This window comes from Cellulosimicrobium sp. NPDC030954 (genome assembly GCF_055571305.1).
Window position 1 is genome coordinate 431,796 of the sequence record NZ_JBVIFN010000001.1, and the last position, 17,831, is coordinate 449,626.

A 17,831-nucleotide genomic window follows, 5' to 3' on the forward strand; every position below is an offset into this window, starting at 1 on the left:
CGGCTATCTAGTTAGGGCGGCAACCTAGTGACGCCTCGGACAGGTGCCCACAATCGCATGAGTGCTGTTATAACAGTGCTATGACTTCTCAGGACCCGACCACGGTCCCCGGCCGATGGGACTCCCTGCACGCCGTGCTTCGACGCCTCGACGACGAGATCGGCACGGTCTACACCGACCGAGGCATCGAGGGCGTGCGGTCGCGGTTCGTCTACCCGCTGATCCGGCTCGCGCACACCGGCCCCCTGACCATCCGTGAGCTCGCGGAGTCGCTCGGGCGGACGCACTCGGCGATGAGCCAGACCGTCACGGCCATGCGGCGCGAGGGACTGGTCGAGACGGAGCCCGGCCTGGACGCCCGGACGCGCCGGGTCGCGCTCACCGAGAAGGCTCGCGCGCTCGTCCCGCTCCTGGAGGCGGAGTGGCGCGCGACGGAGGAGTCCGTCGCCGAGATCGACGACGAGCTGCCGCACGCGTTGAGCGCCGTCGTGGTCGAGCTGGAGCGCGTCCTCGCCCGCCGCTCGCTGCGCGCGCGGCTCGTGGATCGGCTCGACGCGGCGGGCTACCCCCTGCCGGTGGGAGCCGCCGAAACCGCGGGATCCGGTACCGACGCCGCCCCGCCCGAGGATCGCTGAGGTGCGCGACCACGTCCTCGACGTCCGTCCTCTGCGCTCCAGCCGCGCATACCGCGACCTCTGGGCCGGGTCCGCCGTCGGCGGGCTGGGGTTCCAGGTCGCGAGCGTCGCGGTGCTGCTCCAGGTCTGGGAGCTCACGCACAGCCCGCTGTGGACGGGCACGATCGGTCTCGCCACGGCCGTCCCGCTCCTCACGCTCGGGCTCGTGGGCGGTCACCTGGCCGACGTCCACGACCGGCGGACGATCATGCGGCTCGCCGCGGCCGGGCAGGTGCTCGCCGCGGTCGGGCTCGTGGCGCAGGCCGTCGCGGGCAACCGGTCCGTGTGGCTGCTCCTCGGCCTCGTGAGCCTCGGCGCCGCGTGCAACGCGCTGGGCTCCCCGGCCCGGCGCACGGTGCCGCCGCGCCTGCTCCCGCCCGACCAGGTCGCCGCGGGGCTGGCCCTGCAGAACCTCGCGTTCCAGGTCGCGATGCTGGTCGGCCCGGCGCTCGCCGGTCTGGTGGTCGCGCGCTGGGACGTCGCGGCGGCGTACGGGCTCCAGGCCGTGGCGGCGGTCGTCGCCCTGCTCGGGCTCGTGCGCCTCCCGCCGCTTCCGCCGGGCGGCCCTTCAGCGGCGCCGCCGGGACCGTCCGACGCCGTGGCCGCCGTCATCCCCGTCGGAGCACCTGGCGACGACCGTGCGGCGGGGGAGGAGCAGGCCGTGCCGACCGTGCCGACCGCGCCGACCGCGCTGACGGGGCCGGCCGCGCCGACCGGACGCGCGCCGCGCCGTCGGGCCGCCGCCGGCGGGTGGTCGATCGTGTGGCGCCGGCCGACCCTGCGCGGGTCGTTCGCGACCGACGTCGCGGCGACGGTGCTCGCGATGCCGATCTCGCTCTTCCCGCTCGTCAACGAGCTCCGGTTCGACGGCGACCCGCGCACCCTCGGGCTGTTCCTCTCGGCCGTCGCGGTGGGCGGGATCGGGGCGGGCCTGTTCTCGGGTGCGGTGACCCGGGCGCCGCGGGCCGGCGCGCTCCAGCTCGCCGCCGCGGCGACGTGGGGTGTCGCGCTCGCCGGGTTCGGCCTCGCGGGCCCGCTGTGGCTCGCGCTGGGCTGCCTCGTCGTCGCGGGCGCCGCCGACACGGTGAGCGTCGTGACCCGGGGCGCGCTCGTCCAGCTCGAGACGCCGGACGAGTTCCGCGGGCGCGTGTCGTCGGTCGAGCACGTCGTGGGCGTCGCGGGGCCGGAGGTCGGCAACTTCCGCGGCGGCCTGCTCGCGTCGCTCACGTCCGCTCCGGTCGCCCTGGCGGTGGGCGGACTGGCGGCGAGCGCCGTCGTCGGGCTGGTCGCCTGGCGCAACGCCCCGCTCCGCCGCTACCGCACCCCGGCCCCGGAACCGGTCCCCGTCCGCTGAGTGCTGGGTACGTGTCGTGCTGACGGCACCGGGACGACGAACACCCAGCTCTCAGCGGGCGAGGGGGTCAGTCGACCGTGACCGCGTCGAGAACCGGGAGGCGGGCGGCACGGATCGCGGGCCAGACGCTCGCGACGAGGCCGATCACCACGGCGACGCCGAGGATCGCGAGGACCTGGCCCCAGGGGACCGCGAGCGTGCTCAGGCCCTCGTCGGCGAGCACGCCGGGCAGCGCGGCGCCGATCCCGATGCCCGTCGCGACGCCCAGCACCGTGCCGTAGACCGCGGTGAGCACCGACTCGATCGCGATGACGCCCGCGAGCTGGAGGCGGCCGAGCCCGACGGCGCGCAGCAGCCCGATCTCGCGCGTGCGCTCGATGATCGACAGCGCGAGCGTGTTGACGATCCCGAGCAGCGCGATGACGATCGACAGCGCGAGCAGCGCGTAGAGGATCACGAGCACCTGGTTCACCTGGTCGGCGAACGCGGAGGCGGTGTCCTCGCGGTCGAGCACCGTGACGACGAGGAACGGCTCGACGGCGGTCGTCAGCGCCGCGCGCAGGTCCTCCACCTCGGCGGGGGGCGCGCCCTCCGCGGCCGAGACGTAGACGATCCGGACGCTCGCCTGCGCGGCGGGCACGACGGCGTCGAACACGTCGTCGCGCACGAGGATCCCGGTCCCGACGAGCTGGCTGTCGATCACCGCGCCCACGCGCGCCTCGACCGCGGCGTCCCCCTCGTCGAGGTGCAGCGTGTCGCCCACCTCCCAGCCGCGCTCGCGCGCGGTGCGCCGGTGCACGACGACGTCCCCCGCCTCGAGCGTCGCCGTCGGGTCTCCCGCGAGCGCCACGGGGTCCAGGGCGGTGTCGAAGAAGCCGGCGGGCACGCCCGCGACGTCGGTCCCGCGGGCCTCGGCGGCACCCGACCCGTCGTCGGACCCGGTGGTCCCGGTCCCGGCGGGGTCGACCGTCGCGACGGGCGCGAGGCCGAGGCGCACGGTGTCGACGACCGCGGCGCCGGGCGTCGCCGTCACGGCGTCGACCGCACCGTCGGGGACCACGAGGGTCGCGGAGTCGACGACGAGGTCGGCCCGCACCTCGTTCTCGACGATGCTGCGGACGGACGCCTGGGTCGAGGCCGCGATGACGCCCGTGACCGACACGAGCGCCATGCCGATGAGCAGGGCGCCCGCGGTGCTCGCGGTGCGGCGCGGGTTGCGCGTCACGTTGCCGCGCGCGAGACGCCCCAGGGGCCGCAGCGCGACGACGAGCGGCCACGCGAGCACGGTGAGCACGCCGCGCGCGACGGCCGGGGACCCGACGAGCACGCCGACGAGCACGAGCCCGGCGCCGACGCCGAGCAGCACGCGCGGGCTGAGGTCGTCGACCCACGCCCACCCGGTCGGGGCGTCGGCGACCGACGACCCGAGGAACGCGGCGAGCCACAGGACCCCGGCGCCCACCGCGACGAGCACGACCCCGCCGACGGCCCGGACGCCGGTCCCGCGGTCCGGGGCGACGTCGTCGCGCATCGCCTGGACGGGCGGGATCGCCGCGGCGCGCCGCGCGGGCAGGACCGCGGCGAGCAGGCTGACGACCGCGCCCAGCCCGACGGCCGCGACGACCTGCGGCGCGCCGAGCGGCACCCGACCGGAGAACTCCATGCCCGCGAGGGCGAGGCCCCACCGGATGACGCGCACCAGACCGGCCCCGGCGAGCACCCCCAGCCCGCCCCCCACGAGACCCACGACGAGCGCCTGCACGAGCACCGACGTGAACACCTGACCGGGTGACGCGCCGAGCGCGCGCAGGAGCGCGAGCTCGCGCAAGCGTTCGCGCACCGACATGGCGAACGTGTTCGCGATGATGAACGCGCCGACGAACAGCGCGATCGCCGCGAACACGAGCAGGAACGTCTCGACGAAGCCGAGCACCTCCTCGACGGCCTCGCTCGCCTCGGCGCGCGCCTGCTCGCCGGTCACGGCCTCGGCGCCGTCGGGCAGCACGTCGCCGACGCGCTGGGCGAGCGCGTCCTCGTCGACCGACTCGGACGACGGCGTCGCCCAGACCGCGAGCTGCGGCACCATCCCGTCGGGCGCGAACACGTCGCGCGCGGTCTCCCCGTCGATCCCGACGAGCACCGCGCCCGCCGCGGCGGCCTCGATCCCGAAGACGCCGGACACGGTCACGGGCGTGGGCTCGCCGCCCAGCACGACCGTCGTCGCGTCACCGGTCGACAGCCCCGCCGTCTCCGCGGCGCTCTGCTCGAGCACGATCTCGCCCGGCCCGGGCCACGCGCCGTCGAGCAGGGTGAGGCTCGGGTCCTCGGGGTCGATCGAGAACGCCGTGCTGGGCGGTCCCGTCGTCACGACGGCGGTCCCGTCGGCCGCGACGAGCACGACCGGCCCGGAGACGTCCGGCACGGCGCGCGCGACGCCGTCGACCGCCTCGACCTGTCCCGCGAGGTCGGCGGAGACGAGCGTGCGGTCGCCCGCGAACCCGTTCCCGCCGCTCCCGCCGCCCGGGCCGGTCGCGTCCCCGGTGACCTCCTGCGACCCGCGCACGTAGACGTCGGCGGTGAGCGTCGTCGCGATGATGTCGTCGAACGTCGAGGAGAGCATGCCGCGGAACGCGAACGTGCCCACGACGAACGCGACGCCGAGCGTCACGGCGAGCACCGAGAGCACGAACCGCACGACGTGCGCGCGCACGCCCCGCAGCGCGACGCGGATCATGCCGGGTCGGCCGGGGCCGCGTGCCGCCCGACGGGCGCCGCCGGCCCGGCCGAGGTCGTGGGCCCGGCGGCCGGCCCGGCCGGAGGGCCGTCGTCGTCCGCCGCGAGCGCGAGGGCGTCGAGGATGTCCTGCTGCGTGGGGTCGTGCAGCTCGCCCGCGAGGCGGCCGTCGGCGAGGAACACGACGCGGTGCGCGTACGACGCCGCGCGCGGGTCGTGCGTGACCATGACGACGGTCTGGTCGAGCTCGTCCACGGAGCGGCGCAGGAACGCCAGCACCTCGCCGGCCGAGCGCGAGTCGAGGTTGCCGGTCGGCTCGTCGGCGAACACGATCGACGGCCGCGAGACCAGCGCCCGCGCGCACGCGACGCGCTGCTGCTGCCCGCCGGAGAGCTCGGACGGGCGGTGGTGCAGGCGGTCGCGCAGCCCGACGGAGTCGACGACCTCGTCGAACCAGGCCCGGTCCACGTGCGTGCGCGCGATGTCGAGGGGGAGCGTGATGTTCTCCGCCGCGGTGAGCGTGGGGACGAGGTTGTACGCCTGGAAGACGAACCCGACGCGCGTGCGGCGCAGCGCCGTGAGGCGCCGCTGCGACATCCGGCTGATCTCCTGCCCGTCGATCACGACGCTCCCGGAGGTCGGCGAGTCCAGGCCCGCCAGGCAGTGCATGAGCGTCGACTTGCCCGAGCCGGACGGGCCCATGATCGCGGTGAGCCGCCCGCGCGCGAAGTCGACGTCGACGCCGTCGAGCGCGCGCACCGCCGTCGTGCCGGACCCGTAGACCTTGACGAGCCCGCGGGCGCTCGCGCGCGCCTCGGGCACGTCCGGGGTGTCGGTCGGCGCGTCGGTCCGGGGCGCGGGGGACGTCATGGTCCCCATCGTGGCGCGCCGGGCCGCACGCCGCACCACCCGCACGGGGGAGATGTCGTCCCGCGGGGTCGCACGTCTCCCCGAGGTTCCGTGGACACCTCGGCGTGGGAGCGATCCCACCGGGATAGCGTGGGCCCATGAGCATCGAGGCCCAGGCGGCTGCCGAGAACTCGGCACGACTCGCCGTCCACCCCGTCCCCGACCTGACCGCCGACGTGACCGGCACGGTCCCCGACCCGCGCAGCGCGCCGTCGATCCGCTGGGGCATCCTCGGGGCGGGCGGCATCGCGTCGTCGTTCGCCGAGGCGGTGCGCCTGCACACCCAGGGTCGGGTCGCGTCCGTCGGCTCGCGCGACCGTGTCCGCGCGGAGCGCTTCGCGACCGCGCACGGCGTCCCGACGACGCACCACGGCTACCAGGAGCTCGTCGAGGACCCGCAGGTCGACGTCGTCTACGTCGCGACGCCGCACTCCCACCACCGCGAGCACGCGCTCCTCGCCATCGCCGCGGGCAAGCACGTGCTCGTGGAGAAGGCGTTCACGCGCAACGCGGCGGAGGCCGTCGAGGTGCTCGACGCCGCGCGCGCGGCCGGCGTGTTCGTCATGGAGGCCATGTGGACGCGGTTCCTGCCGCACGTGGCCGCGCTGCGCGGGGTGATCGCGCGCGGGGAGATCGGCGACGTCGTCAACCTCAGCGCCGACCACGGGCAGTGGTTCGCGTACGACCCGGTGCACCGGCTCTACGCGCCCGAGCTCGCGGGCGGCGCGCTGCTCGACCTGGGCGTGTACCCGGTGTCGTTCGCGCACGACCTGCTGGGCGCGCCGTCGTCGGTCACCGCGGTGGGCGCGCTCACGGAGACGGGCGTCGACGGGCAGGTGAGCGTCGTGCTCGGCTACGGCGACACGCAGGCGACGCTCTCCACGACGCTGTGGTCGCGCACGGCCACGACGGCCGTGATCTCGGGGACCGCGGGGCGCATCGAGGTCGAGGGGAACTTCTACGCACCGACGTCGTTCCGCGTGGTCCGGCACGACGGCTCGTCCTGGTACTACGACGGGTTCACGGGCGAGGGCAAGCAGTACCAGGCGGCCGAGGTCGCGCGCCGCGTCGCCGCGGGTGAGACGCAGAGCCCACGCATGTCGTGGGACTCGACGCTCGAGGTCATGCGCACGCTCGACGAGGTCCGCCGCCAGATCGGGGTCGTGTACCCCGGGGAGTGAGGCTGCCGGCGCGAGATCGACCCGAGCGCCCGAGATCGACCCTCGGTGGGTCGATCTGGGGACGCTCGGGTCGATCTCGCGGGGGTGTCAGTCGGTGTGCTCGACGACGTAGCTGCGGCCGTCCGGGCCCGTCACGCGTTCGAAGCGGGTCTTCAGGTCCTGGTCGCGTTCGCGTTCCGCGTCGGAGACGCCTCGGCCGTCGGCGTCATGGCGCCCGACCTGGGCGGGGCCGAAGATCGGGAGGAAGCCCTCGGTGATGCGCATGCCGAGCGTGCGCCTGTCGTTCTTCCGCGCCACGGTGTCCTCCGCTGCAGGTCTCGTCAGATGATTGGTGCACCAATCATTGGTGTACCAAGAATAACGCGATCCTCGGTACGATGGCGCCATGGCGGGTGGTGAGGTCGACACGACGGTCGAGGGGACGGTCGCGCAGGGCGCGGCCACGCTGTTCGCCGACCCCCTCGCGCTGGAGGCGCAGGTCTGCTTCGCGCTCTCCGCGGGCGCGCGCGGCATGGTCGCGCTGTACCGTCCGCTGCTCGAGCCGCTCGGCATCACGCACCCGCAGTACCTCGTGCTCCTCGCGCTCTGGCAGGACGACGCCGCGGGCACGACCTCGACCGTCGGCGACCTCGCCGCGCGCCTGCACCTCGACGCCGGGACGCTCTCGCCGCTCCTCAAGCGGCTCGAGGCGCTCGGCTACGTGCGCCGGTCGCGCTCGCCCGACGACGGCCGTCAGGTGCGCGTGACCCTCACCGCCGAGGGCCGCGCCCGCCGCCGCGACGCCGAGCGCATCCCGCCGTCGATCGTCGCCGCCACGGGGCTCAGCCTCGACGAGCTCGCCGAGGTCCACGCCGCGGCGTCGAAGGTCGTCACGGCCGCGCTGCGCGCCGGCGTCTACTGACGAACGTGCGCCTGCAGCCTGCCGACCACGCGGTCGTGGCTCGTCAGGGGGCGAGGGTGGGAGGCGCCCCCCCTGTTCGGCGGGGTGGTCAGGCGTCGGTGACGCGGACGCCGTCGGGGTCCACGACGAAGCGGACCGCAGCCAGGCCCGTCGCCAGGGCGTCCGGGGCGGGGGACGCCGTCGCGAGCTCGTCGGCCGAGTGGGTGCCGGTCACGGCGAGCGTCGTGCAGCCCGCGGCACGCGCTGCGGCGATCCCCGCCGGGGCGTCCTCGACGACGAGGCAGCGCGCCGGGTCGACGCCCAGGCGCTCCGCGCCGAGCAGGAACGGGTCCGGGTCGGGCTTGCCGCGCGCGACGTCGTCGGCCGTCACGACGACCGACGGCGCGGCGAGACCCGACGCCGCGATGCGGACCGCCGCCAGCGGGCGCGTGCACGACGTGACGATCGCCTGCCGCGCCTGCGGCAGCGTGGCGAGCGCGTCGCGCGTCCCGGGCAGGATCGTCACGCCGTCGGTGTCCTCGAGCTCGAGCTCGTGGATGCGCTCGAACGCGGCTTCCACGCGGTCGGCGGGCAGCAGGGTCGCGATGAGGGTGCGGGCAGGGGTCCCGTGGGGGATCTGGAAGTCGTCGGGGTCGGGGAGCCCGTGCTCGGACGCCATCCGGCGCCAGCTCCGGTTCACGGCCGGGACGGAGTCGATGAGCGTGCCGTCCATGTCGAACAGGACGGCGTCGAACGTGCGTCCGGCGAACGCGACGCCGGGAGAGGGCAGGGGGCGGGCGGCAACGGGGTCGGGCATGCCTCGAGGCTAGCCCGCGGCCGCACCCGTGTCCGACGGCGCGGATAGGGTGGACGCCGTGAGCGCACCCGGGTACTTCATCTCGTTCGAGGGCGGCGACGGCGTCGGCAAGTCCACCCAGTCCCGCCTGCTCGGGCAGTGGCTCGGCGAGCTCACGGGGCGCGAGGTCGTGCTGACGCGCGAGCCCGGCGGCACCGAGCTCGGCAAGGAGCTGCGCGCCGCTGTGCTCCACGGGCAGGACATGGACCCGCGCACGGAGGCGCTCATCTACGCCGCGGACCGCGCGCACCACGTCGCGAGCCTCGTGCGCCCGGCCCTCGAGCGCGGCGCGGTGGTCGTGACGGACCGCTACCTCGACTCCTCGGTCGCGTACCAGGCGGGCGGTCGCGAGCTCGGCGCGGACGAGGTCGAGCTCATCTCGCGCTGGGCCGTGCAGGACCTCATGCCGGACGTCACGATCCTGCTCGACCTCGACCCGGCCGTGGCCGGGGCGCGGATCCGGCGACAGCACGACCGGCTGGAGCGTGCCGGAGCGGAGTTCCACCGCCGCACGCGCGACGCGTTCCTCGCGCGCGCCGCGGCGGACCCGGAGCGCTGGGTCGTGCTCGACGCCGCCGCCTCGGTCGACGACCTGCAGGCGCAGATCCGCGTCGACGTCGCGGCCCGGCTCGAGCTCACGCCGGTCGTGGAGGAGGCGGAGGACACCGTCGCTGCAGACCCGGACGACGGCTTCGACGACACGGACAGCGCGATCGGCTACGAGCCCGGCTCGGGGATCGGGGCCGGGCCCGCGACGGGGAGCGGGGCGGCGTGACCGTCTGGGACGACGTCGTCGGTCAGGACCAGGCCGTCGAGGTGCTCCGCACCGCCGCGACGGACCCCGCCGCGATGACGCACGCGTGGCTGCTCACCGGCCCGCCCGGGTCCGGCCGCTCCAACGCGGCGCGCGCGTTCGCCGCCGCGCTGCAGTGCGAGCAGGGCGGCTGCGGGCGCTGCCAGGCGTGCCGCACGACGCTCGCCGGGACCCACCCCGACGTCACGCTCGTCGCGACCGAGCTCGTCACGATCAAGATCGACGAGGTGCGTGACCTCGTGACGGTCGCGAGCCGCAGCCCGTCCCAGGGCCGACGGCGCGTGATCGTCGTCGAGGACGCCGACCGCATGGCCGAGCGCACGACGAACGTGCTGCTCAAGGCGATCGAGGAGCCCGCCCCCCACACGGTGTGGATCCTCTGCGCGCCGAGCCCGCAGGACGTGCTCGTGACCATCCGTTCGCGGTGCCGTGGCGTCGTGCTCCGCGTGCCGCCCGTCGAGGCCGTGGCCGGGCTGCTGGTCCAGCGCGACGGCGTCGACGAGCGCGTCGCGCTCGTCGCGGCCCGGGCGGCGCAGAGCCACATCGGGCTCGCGCGCCGGCTGGCCCGCGACGCGGGGGCCCGCGACCGGCGGACGTCGGTGCTCTCGCTCGCGCGCCGCGTCCGCGGGGTGGGCGACGCCGTGCTGGCGGCGGGAGAGCTCGTGGACCTCGCGCAGGCCGAGGCGAAGGCCGCGACCGAGGAGCGCGACGCGGCCGAGAAGGCCGAGCTGCTGCGCGCGCTCGGCGTCGCCGACGGCGAGACCCTCCCGCCGCGCCTGCGGTCCCAGCTCCGCGACCTCGAGGCCGACCAGAAGCGGCGCGCGACCCGGCACCAGCGCGACGTGCTCGACCGCGCGATGGTCGACCTGCTGTCCCTCTACCGGGACGTGCTCGTCGTGCAGCTCGGGGCGGAGGTCGAGCTCGTCAACGTCGAGCTCGCCGAGGCGGTGCGCACGCTGGCCGAGGACTCCACGCCGGAGCAGACCGTGCGGCGGATGGACGCGATCGGCGTCGCGCGCGAGCGGCTCGAGGGCAACGTCGCGCCGCTGCTCGCCGTCGAGGCGATGGTCATCGCGCTGCGCCCCCAGGGCTGAGCCGGCCCTTCCCCGGCATGCCCGCGCACGCGGCGCAGCGCTGCTCGGGACGAGCGATTTCACCCGCCGCTCGCCTGTTGCTGGGTGTTTCCTGAGAGCGGCCGCCGGTAGGGTTCCTCGCGCGTACACCCGTCACCCGGGACGGGGACGAGCAGAGGGGGCACGACGACGTGAGCACCTGGCGGAGCGCCACGGCGGCACTGACGGCGACGCTGCTGGGGGTGGGCCTCGTGACCGCCGGCGCGGTCCCGGCACAGGCGGACGCCACGGGGTACTGGGGTCTGGAAGGTGTCTACGGCCCGAACCAGACGGTCCTGGCGAGCGGTGCCCTGACCCGCGACTGCGACTTCATCTACACGGCGTCTGACGTGTACGTCGTCCCGAGCGGGACCGTGTCCACGGGCAGCGGCCTGTCGGACGTCTCCGGCACGCCGAACACGATCCAGAGCGCGATGCTCGGCAGCGCGTTCATCGACGAGGTGCTGGCGATCACCCAGCCGTCGGGCACGCTCGGGCCGGGCACGTACGACGTCGTCGAGGACACGTGCCAGAACGGCGTGTTCGACGGTTCGGACACGATCCTGCGCGAGGCGTTCAGCGTCCGCTTCCCGTCTGACGTCCCGCCGCTCCCCGACCCCGCGATCGCGGCGATGAAGGCCGGCGCGACCGATCAGGCCGAGCACTGGCGCACCGCGGCCTACGCGTACGCGGCGCTCCTGTCCGCGCACATCGGGTACTCCATGGCGTCCGGCTTCACGGGTCCGGGCCTGGGCGGCAAGCTCGTGAACTTCTACCTCACGTACGTGTGCCTGGCGATCCCCACGCCCTACCCGGCCGACTGGTACTGCCCCACGGTGGGCGTCAACCTCATGACCGAGCTGTACGTCGGCGTCGTCCTGACCATCCTCAACCAGTCCGACCACTACGCCGGGATCGCCGCCGACCCGCCGGACCCCGACTTCGTCGGGCCCGCCCTCGTCGGCCCGGTCGACACCTTCCCGGCACCGCTGGGCGACCCGCTCGACGCTGCGACCGCGGCGTGGGCCGACACCACCGGAGAAGGCGCGGCGCTCAGCGCGGCGTTCCTCGGCGCGCTCGAGAAGTACCAGGGCGCGCAGGAGGCCGGCGACGCGGCGGCGGCCCTCATGCACGCACGCGCGATCGAGGGGTACGCCCGCGACCTGCAGCACGTGATGGCGGCTCAGGACGCGGCAGCGGACGAGCTCCTGCGGGTCGAGGCGGAGCTCGGCGCGGACCTCGATGCGACGCTCGCGACGCTCGCGGCCGAGCAGGCGGCGATCGCGGCGGACGGCATCGCGTCGGACGACGCGCGGGAGCTGCGCAACGCCGGCCTCGACGCCGCGGGGGTTGCCGCCCTGGAGAACGCGATCGTCGGCCTCGACCTGGACAACCCGGCGGGGAGCCTCGACGCGCTCGTCGCCGGGCAGAAGGCCGCCAACGCCTCGATGACCGCCGCCTTCGACGAGGTGGCCACGGGCGTGGGAGCGCTGGTCCCCGCGCTCGAGGCGGCCGTCGCGGGCTCCGGCGGCTCCCCGTACCCTGTGGTCGACGCGGGCGGCACGCACACGGCCACCGCCGGGACCGCGGTGACGCTCACCGCGACGTGCGCGACGTGCACGGAGGTCGCGTGGGACCTCGACGCCGACGGTGAGCACGACGACGCGACGGGCACGAGCGTCGTCGGGACGTTCGACCGCGCGGGCAGCGCCGTCGTGAGCGTGCGGGGGACCGACGCGGCCGGGCGCAGGTCGGTCGACCTCGCCCACGTCGACGTCGCCGCGCTCGACGGCCCGGCGCTCGTGGCGGTCGACCCGCCGACGGACGACCTCGTGCGGGTCCCCGTGGGGACGACCCGCACGTTCCGGGCCGACGCGCCGGGCTCGACCGTCGACTGGGACGTCGACGGCACCCCCGTGGGCACGGGCACGACGTACGACCACGTGCCGGCCGCCGCCCCCGACTCGACGATCGCGAACGTGCGCGCGGTCGTGACCACCGCGGAGGGCGCGACGCGCGCGCTGCGGTGGCGCGTGCTCGCGGTGCACCCCGACGCCGACGGCGACGGGTGGACCGCCAACGTCGACTGCGACGACGCCGACGCGTCGGCGCGACCGGACGGGGTCGAGGTCCCCGGCAACGGCAGGGACGACGACTGCGACCCCGCGACGCCCGACGTCGGGCCCCCCGTCGCGCGCTTCGTCGTCGAGCCGGAGCCCGCGATCGTCGGGGAGGCCGCCGTCCTGCGCGACACCACCGTGGCGAGCGCGGGCGGGGCTCCCGTCGCCTGGTCGTGGGACGTCGACGGGGACGGTTCGGCCGACTACACGACCGAGCGTCCGGAGCACACGTTCGCCGCGCGCGGGACCGTCCCGGTGACGCTGGAGGTGGTCGACGGTGCGGGCCTGGGCGACACGGTCACGCGCGACGTCGTCGTCACCGACCGCCCCGTCGCCCGGTTCGAGGTCTCCCCGGTCGAGCCCGCCCCCGGCCAGCCGGTGCAGCTCGTCGACGGGTCGACGGACGCCGACGGCGTCGTCCGGCACGAGTGGGACCTCGACCACGACGGCACGACGTTCGACGTCGACAGCACGGACGCCTCGCCCACGGTGACGTTCGACCGCACGAGGACGGTCGCGCTGCGCGTGACGGACGCGCTGGGCGTGGTCTCGCACGTCGTGACGGGCGAGGTGCGCGTCGTCGGCCCGCCGGCAGCGTCCTTCGTCCCGCGACCCGCGGGCGGGGGCACGGACGTCGCGCTCACCGCGCACGGCGGCGTGCTCGCGGAGGTGTCGAGCGAGTGGTCGTCGACGTACGCGGGCGTCGAGATGATCGACGTCGACTACCCGAGCACGGAGCGACCCTGGCGGACGGCGAACGGCGCCGTGACGAACCAGCACGCGACCGTGCGGCTCGACCGGACGTACCTCGTCGACCGCGTCGAGGTCCGCTCGTCGTACTCGCGCGCGACCCGTCCGGTGAACGTCCGGGTCGGCGCGGCGGCAGCCGAGTCCGACGCGTTCACCACCGTTGCCGAGGCCGTGCTCGCGGACGACTCGGGTCTCCAGGTCGTCGAGCTCGACGCGCCCGTCGCGGCGGACCGCGTGCGCTACGAGGCGCTCGACAACCGGGGCGGTTCTTCGATCGCCACCGACGAGCTGCGCGTCGTCACCGGACAGGTGGGCGACGCCACCGTGACGTTCGAGGACCGCTCCACGGACCCGGACGGGACCGTCGTGGCGTGGGAGTGGGACTTCGGGGACGGGAGCACGTCGGCCGAGCGCGAGCCGACGCACACCTACGCCGCGCCGGGGACGTACGTCGTCACGCTCACCGTCACGGACGACGCGGGCGAGCGGGGCACGACGACGCTCGAGCAGACGGTCGTGGGCCCGCTGCAGGCGGAGGTCACGGCGCCCGCGCGGACCGTGGAGGGGACGTCCGTCCGGATCGAGGACACGACCGTCCCGCAGGACGCGGCGATCGTCGAGCGCGCGTGGGACTTCGGGGACGGGAGCCGGACGACCGGGACCACCGCCCCCTCCCACGTGTTCCCGGACGACGGCACGTACGAGGTGACGATGTCGGTCCGCGACACGCGCGGACGCACGTCGTCCGCGACGACGACCGTGACGGTGTCCAACGCCGCGCCCACCGTGTCCGCGGGCGCGGACACCACGGTGCGCCTCCTCGACGGCTGGGCCCCGGCGGCCTCCGTCGCGGACCCCGGGAGCACCGACGCACGGTCGCTCGAGTGCGTGTGGGACCGCGGCGACGGAACGGTCGAGCGGCTCAGCCCGTGCACGACGTCGACCGTGCGCGCCCGCTACGACTACGCGACCGCCGGCACGTACACCGCGACGCTCACCGTGACGGACAAGGACGGGGCGACCGCGAGCGACAGCACGGTCGTGACGGTCGAGCGACGTCCGGCCTACGTCAGCGCGCACGTGGTTCCGGGGACCGAGTCCCGTGGCCACGTCACGGCCCGGGCGGTCCTGTGGGACCGCGCCACGTGGGAGCCGCTCGCGGGCCGCGTGGTGACGCTCGGGACCGCCGGCCGGGAGGTCGAGGCCGAGACGGACGAGCACGGCGTCGCCGAGGCGCGCGTGCCGCTGGAGGACGACCGCGACCTCGTCTCCCGGTACGCCGGTGACGCCGTGCACGCGGCGGCGCAGGACGCGGACTCGGTACCGCGCGTGCCGCAGCCGCCGGGAGACGTCCTGTTCCTCGTGGACGAGTCGGGCAGCATGGGCGGCTACCAGGCCGCCGTGCGCGCCCACGTCCTCCTCATCGCGAGCGAGCTGGCGCGCGGGATCGACTACCAGATCGGTCTCGTGGGCTTCGGCGCCGACGGCCAGGACTACCTGCCCCACACCCACCTGCCCGCGACGGACGAGCTGACCGACGTCGAGGCGGCGCTCGCCGGCCTGCGGACCAGCGGCGGGACCGAGCCGGGGATCGATGCGGTCGTCCACGCGCTGGAACCTGGTACGGGCCTGCGCCCCGAGGCGGCGACGTGCCTCGTGCTCGTCGGTGACGAGAGCACGCAGCGCGCGAGCGCGACGGTCGAGGACGCGCGTGCCGCGCTCGAGGAGCACGAGGCGGTCCTCTTCGCCATCGTCTCGCCCGGCGCGTCGACGCAGGACTACCAGGACCTCGCGACGGGCAGCGGCGGAGCGGTCTTCGACATCGCGGCGTTCGGCCGCGACCCGCAGCCGGTCCTCGAGTCCCTGTCGCGCTCGTGCGTCACGGCCGTCACGGAGCGTCCTGACCTCGTCACGACCGTCGACGACGGACGTGACCGCGTCGCTGCGGGCGAGCACGTGACGTACACCGTGACGGTGGAGAACCAGGGCGCGGCCGACGCGACGGGCGTCGAGATCACCGCCGCGCTCCCCGAGGGGCTCGAGCTCGTCGGCGCATCCGATGCCGGCGAGCACGACGCGCCGGGAAGCGTCGGCGGGATGCTCACGTGGCACGACCGGACGGTCGCCGCCGGAGCGACGGCCCGCGTCACGTTCGTCGCGCGCGTCGTCGGTCCGCAGGAGGTCGACGCGCCGGTGACGGTACGCGCCGAGGCGTGGGACGACGGCGCGAGCGGCGCCGACCTGACCCCCGCCAACAACGCCGCGGAGGACGTGGACACCGTCGCACGACCGTCGACACTCACGGTGGTGACCGCGGTGGAGACGGCCGACGGGGAGCCCGCTCGCCTCGTCGGGCCGTCCGCCCTGGCGACGCGCTCCGCCGTTCCCACGGCCGGAGGGCTCACCCTCGCCGTGCCGTCGCCCGTGCTCGAGGCGGACGTCCTCGACGTACCGCTCGGGACGGCCGTCGTCGTCCGCGACCGCGACGGGCGGACCGTCGCGGCGGCACCGCCGCTCGCCCTCCCGGGGAGCCGGCACGTGCTCGTCCCCGGGGCGTACGCCGTCGCGGTCGAGCCTGCGGTCGACGGGTACACCGTGCGGTTCGCCGACGCGTGCGCCGCGGACGGTGCCGTGGACGTCCCGCTCGAGGCCGACGTGACGTGCACCGTCACGCTGGTCGAGGCGCCGGCGCCGGCGCCGGCACCGGTACCGGGACCAGCACCAGGACCAGCGCCGGCACCGGACGACCCGGTGGCCGGGGCGCCCGGCGGCCCGCCGGTGTCCGCACCGGCTCCCGGTCTCGCGGCACCGCCGTCGCAGGGCCCGACCGGCGGGCTCGCGACGACCGGCGCGTCGGTGGCCGTCGTCCTGGTGCTCGCCGTGTTCGCCGTGCTCGCCGGCTCGGTGCTCGTGCTCCGCCGGAGGACGACGGGAGACTGAGCTACGCGCCGCGGGTGTCGGTCGGGCTCGCGGCGCGGAGCCTCTCCAGCAGCGGTCCCGCGGCCTGGTCGAGGAACTCGCGCTGACCGACCTCACCGACCTGGACGAGCGCGAGGTCGGTGAACCCTGCCTCCCACCAGGCCGCGGCGGCCTCGACGATCGCGTCGAGGTCCGGGCCGCACGGGATCGCCTCGGCGACGTCCTCGGGCCGGACGAACTGGCTCGCGGCCTCGAACGCCTCGGTCGTGGGCAGGTCGGCGTTCACGCGCCACCCGCCCACGGACCAGCGGAACTGCTCGTGCGCGCGCGCCACGGCGACGTCCGCGTCGGGGTCCCAGCAGATCGGCATCTGCCCGACGACGCGCGACGGCGCGAGGTCCGCGCGGTCCCGGACCCCCGCCCACCGCCGGACGACGTCGGCGTCGGGCTCGGTGGTCACGAGGTGGTCGGCCAGCGGGGCGAACCGCTCGACCGACTGCGGACCCGAGACGGCGACGCCGATCTCCACGGTCTCGTCGGGGAGGTCCCACAGCCGGGCCGAGTCGACGCGGTAGTGCACGCCCTCGAACGTGAGGCGCTCGCCGTCGAGCAGCGACCGGATGATCTCCACGGCCTCCTCGAGCATGTCGTGCCGCTCGCCGACCGCGGGCCAGCGCTCACCCGCGACGTGCTCGTTGAGGTTCTCCCCGGCGCCGAGGCCGAGCGTGAAGCGGTCGTCGGAGAGGAGGGCGACCGTCGCGGCCTTCTGCGCGACCACGGCCGGGTGGTAGCGCAGGAGGGGGCAGGTCACGTACGTCATGAGCCCGACGCGCTCCGTCGCCTGGGCGACCGCGCCGAGCACCGACCACGCGTACGGGGAGTGGCCCTGGGCGTCGAGCCACGGGAAGTAGTGGTCGCTCATCACCTCGAACTCGAAGCCGACGCGCTCCGCGTCGACCGCGTGCTCGACGAGCGCGCGCGGGCCGGACTGCTCGGTCATGAGGGTGTAGCCGAAGCGGGTCATGCCTCGATCGTGGGACGGGCCGGTCGCACCCGCACGCGGGTGCGACCGGCCCGTCCGGTCACGCGAGGCCCGTCAGACGAGGCCCGTCAGGCGAGCGCCTTCGCCTTGAGCTGCGCGAACTCCTCGGGGGAGATCGCCCCGGAGTCCAGGAGCGACTTCGCGTGCGTGATCTGCTCGGCCGGCGACGTGGTCGCGACCTGGCGGATGTACGCGTCGGTGTCCTGCTTCGCCTGGACGACCGCGGCCGCCTGCCGCTCCGCCATGCCGCGCCCGCGCGCGATGAGGTAGACGAGCGACGTCAGGATCGGCAGGAAGATGAGGAAGATGATCCACACGGCCTTCCACCAGCCCGAGAGCTCCCGGTCACGGAACAGGTCCGCGATGATCTGGAAGAGCACGATGAGGTAGGCGATGAAGAAGAAGCTCCAGACGAGGAGCCAGAAGAAGTCCCAGAAGTCCACGGTCGCGCCCTTTCTCGACGGATCCCCGTACCCGGAGCACGGCC

The 17,831-nt window shown here is 75.3% G+C and carries 13 protein-coding genes; 7 read left to right on the plus strand and 6 right to left on the minus strand.

Annotated elements, in window-relative coordinates; all coding sequences use genetic code 11:
- Window positions 1-80 precede the first annotated feature (80 nt).
- Both ACZ402_RS01880 and ACZ402_RS01885 read left to right on the plus strand, forming a co-directional pair.
- Window positions 81-635, plus strand: coding sequence for a MarR family winged helix-turn-helix transcriptional regulator (locus tag ACZ402_RS01880; RefSeq protein WP_375822483.1), 555 nt, complete (start codon window positions 81-83; stop codon window positions 633-635).
- A gap of 1 nt (window position 636) precedes the next feature.
- The gene (locus ACZ402_RS01885) at window positions 637-2,028 is read left to right on the plus strand and encodes an MFS transporter (RefSeq protein WP_375822482.1); all 1,392 of its coding nucleotides are present in this window, start codon (window positions 637-639) and stop codon (window positions 2,026-2,028) included.
- Window positions 2,029-2,095: 67 nt separating this feature from the next.
- On the opposite strand, the gene ACZ402_RS01890 is transcribed toward ACZ402_RS01885, so the two are convergent.
- Window positions 2,096-4,762: an ABC transporter permease gene (locus ACZ402_RS01890; protein WP_375822481.1), complete on the minus strand. Its 2,667-nt coding sequence runs from the start codon at window positions 4,760-4,762 to the stop codon at window positions 2,096-2,098.
- Complete coding sequence (locus ACZ402_RS01895) at window positions 4,759-5,640, minus strand: ABC transporter ATP-binding protein (protein WP_465272272.1); 882 nt, start codon at window positions 5,638-5,640, stop codon at window positions 4,759-4,761. The genes ACZ402_RS01890 and ACZ402_RS01895 overlap by 4 nt, the downstream gene beginning before the upstream one ends.
- Window positions 5,641-5,768: 128 nt before the next feature.
- Here ACZ402_RS01895 and ACZ402_RS01900 point away from each other — a divergent pair, with 128 nt between their 5' ends.
- Window positions 5,769-6,851: a Gfo/Idh/MocA family protein gene (locus ACZ402_RS01900; RefSeq protein ID WP_375822479.1), complete on the plus strand. Its 1,083-nt coding sequence runs from the start codon at window positions 5,769-5,771 to the stop codon at window positions 6,849-6,851.
- A gap of 87 nt (window positions 6,852-6,938) precedes the next feature.
- Here ACZ402_RS01900 and ACZ402_RS01905 read toward each other — a convergent pair whose 3' ends face one another.
- The gene (locus ACZ402_RS01905) at window positions 6,939-7,115 is read right to left on the minus strand and encodes a hypothetical protein (RefSeq protein ID WP_375822478.1); all 177 of its coding nucleotides are present in this window, start codon (window positions 7,113-7,115) and stop codon (window positions 6,939-6,941) included.
- 121 nt (window positions 7,116-7,236) lie between these two features.
- Here ACZ402_RS01905 and ACZ402_RS01910 point away from each other — a divergent pair, with 121 nt between their 5' ends.
- Window positions 7,237-7,752: a MarR family winged helix-turn-helix transcriptional regulator gene (locus tag ACZ402_RS01910; protein ID WP_375822477.1), complete on the plus strand. Its 516-nt coding sequence runs from the start codon at window positions 7,237-7,239 to the stop codon at window positions 7,750-7,752.
- A gap of 88 nt (window positions 7,753-7,840) precedes the next feature.
- Here the strand turns inward: ACZ402_RS01910 and ACZ402_RS01915 are convergent, their stop codons facing one another.
- Window positions 7,841-8,548, minus strand: coding sequence for an HAD family hydrolase (locus ACZ402_RS01915; RefSeq protein WP_375822476.1), 708 nt, complete (start codon window positions 8,546-8,548; stop codon window positions 7,841-7,843).
- A gap of 58 nt (window positions 8,549-8,606) precedes the next feature.
- Between ACZ402_RS01915 and tmk the strand changes: the two genes are divergently transcribed.
- The 3 genes from tmk (at window position 8,607) to ACZ402_RS01930 (ending at window position 16,323) form a co-directional block, all read left to right on the plus strand.
- The gene (tmk, locus tag ACZ402_RS01920; RefSeq protein ID WP_375822475.1) at window positions 8,607-9,362 is read left to right on the plus strand and encodes a dTMP kinase; all 756 of its coding nucleotides are present in this window, start codon (window positions 8,607-8,609) and stop codon (window positions 9,360-9,362) included.
- Window positions 9,359-10,495, plus strand: coding sequence for a DNA polymerase III subunit delta' (locus ACZ402_RS01925; protein ID WP_375822474.1), 1,137 nt, complete (start codon window positions 9,359-9,361; stop codon window positions 10,493-10,495). The genes tmk and ACZ402_RS01925 overlap by 4 nt, the downstream gene beginning before the upstream one ends.
- Before the next feature lie 170 nt (window positions 10,496-10,665).
- Complete coding sequence (locus tag ACZ402_RS01930; protein ID WP_375822473.1) at window positions 10,666-16,323, plus strand: PKD domain-containing protein; 5,658 nt, start codon at window positions 10,666-10,668, stop codon at window positions 16,321-16,323.
- Between the two features lies 1 nt (window position 16,324).
- Here ACZ402_RS01930 and ACZ402_RS01935 read toward each other — a convergent pair whose 3' ends face one another.
- Entirely contained in the window at window positions 16,325-17,326 is a 1,002-nt protein-coding gene (locus tag ACZ402_RS01935) for a TIGR03557 family F420-dependent LLM class oxidoreductase (RefSeq protein WP_375822472.1), read from the minus strand.
- 86 nt (window positions 17,327-17,412) lie between these two features.
- The gene (locus tag ACZ402_RS01940) at window positions 17,413-17,787 is read right to left on the minus strand and encodes an SHOCT domain-containing protein (protein WP_375822471.1); all 375 of its coding nucleotides are present in this window, start codon (window positions 17,785-17,787) and stop codon (window positions 17,413-17,415) included.
- Window positions 17,788-17,831 lie beyond the last annotated feature (44 nt).

Excerpts from the sequence above, each read along its gene's own strand:
- ACZ402_RS01880 (WP_375822483.1), top strand. The coding sequence starts at position 81 with ATGACTTCTCAGGACCCGACCACGGTCCCCGGCCGATGGGACTCCCTG.
- ACZ402_RS01890 (WP_375822481.1), bottom strand. The coding sequence starts at position 4,762 with ATGATCCGCGTCGCGCTGCGGGGCGTGCGCGCGCACGTCGTGCGGTTC.
- ACZ402_RS01895 (WP_465272272.1), bottom strand. The coding sequence starts at position 5,640 with ATGGGGACCATGACGTCCCCCGCGCCCCGGACCGACGCGCCGACCGAC.
- ACZ402_RS01900 (WP_375822479.1), top strand. The coding sequence starts at position 5,769 with ATGAGCATCGAGGCCCAGGCGGCTGCCGAGAACTCGGCACGACTCGCC.
- ACZ402_RS01905 (WP_375822478.1), bottom strand. The coding sequence starts at position 7,115 with ATGCGCATCACCGAGGGCTTCCTCCCGATCTTCGGCCCCGCCCAGGTC.
- ACZ402_RS01910 (WP_375822477.1), top strand. The coding sequence starts at position 7,237 with ATGGCGGGTGGTGAGGTCGACACGACGGTCGAGGGGACGGTCGCGCAG.
- ACZ402_RS01915 (WP_375822476.1), bottom strand. The coding sequence starts at position 8,548 with ATGCCCGACCCCGTTGCCGCCCGCCCCCTGCCCTCTCCCGGCGTCGCG.
- ACZ402_RS01935 (WP_375822472.1), bottom strand. The coding sequence starts at position 17,326 with ATGACCCGCTTCGGCTACACCCTCATGACCGAGCAGTCCGGCCCGCGC.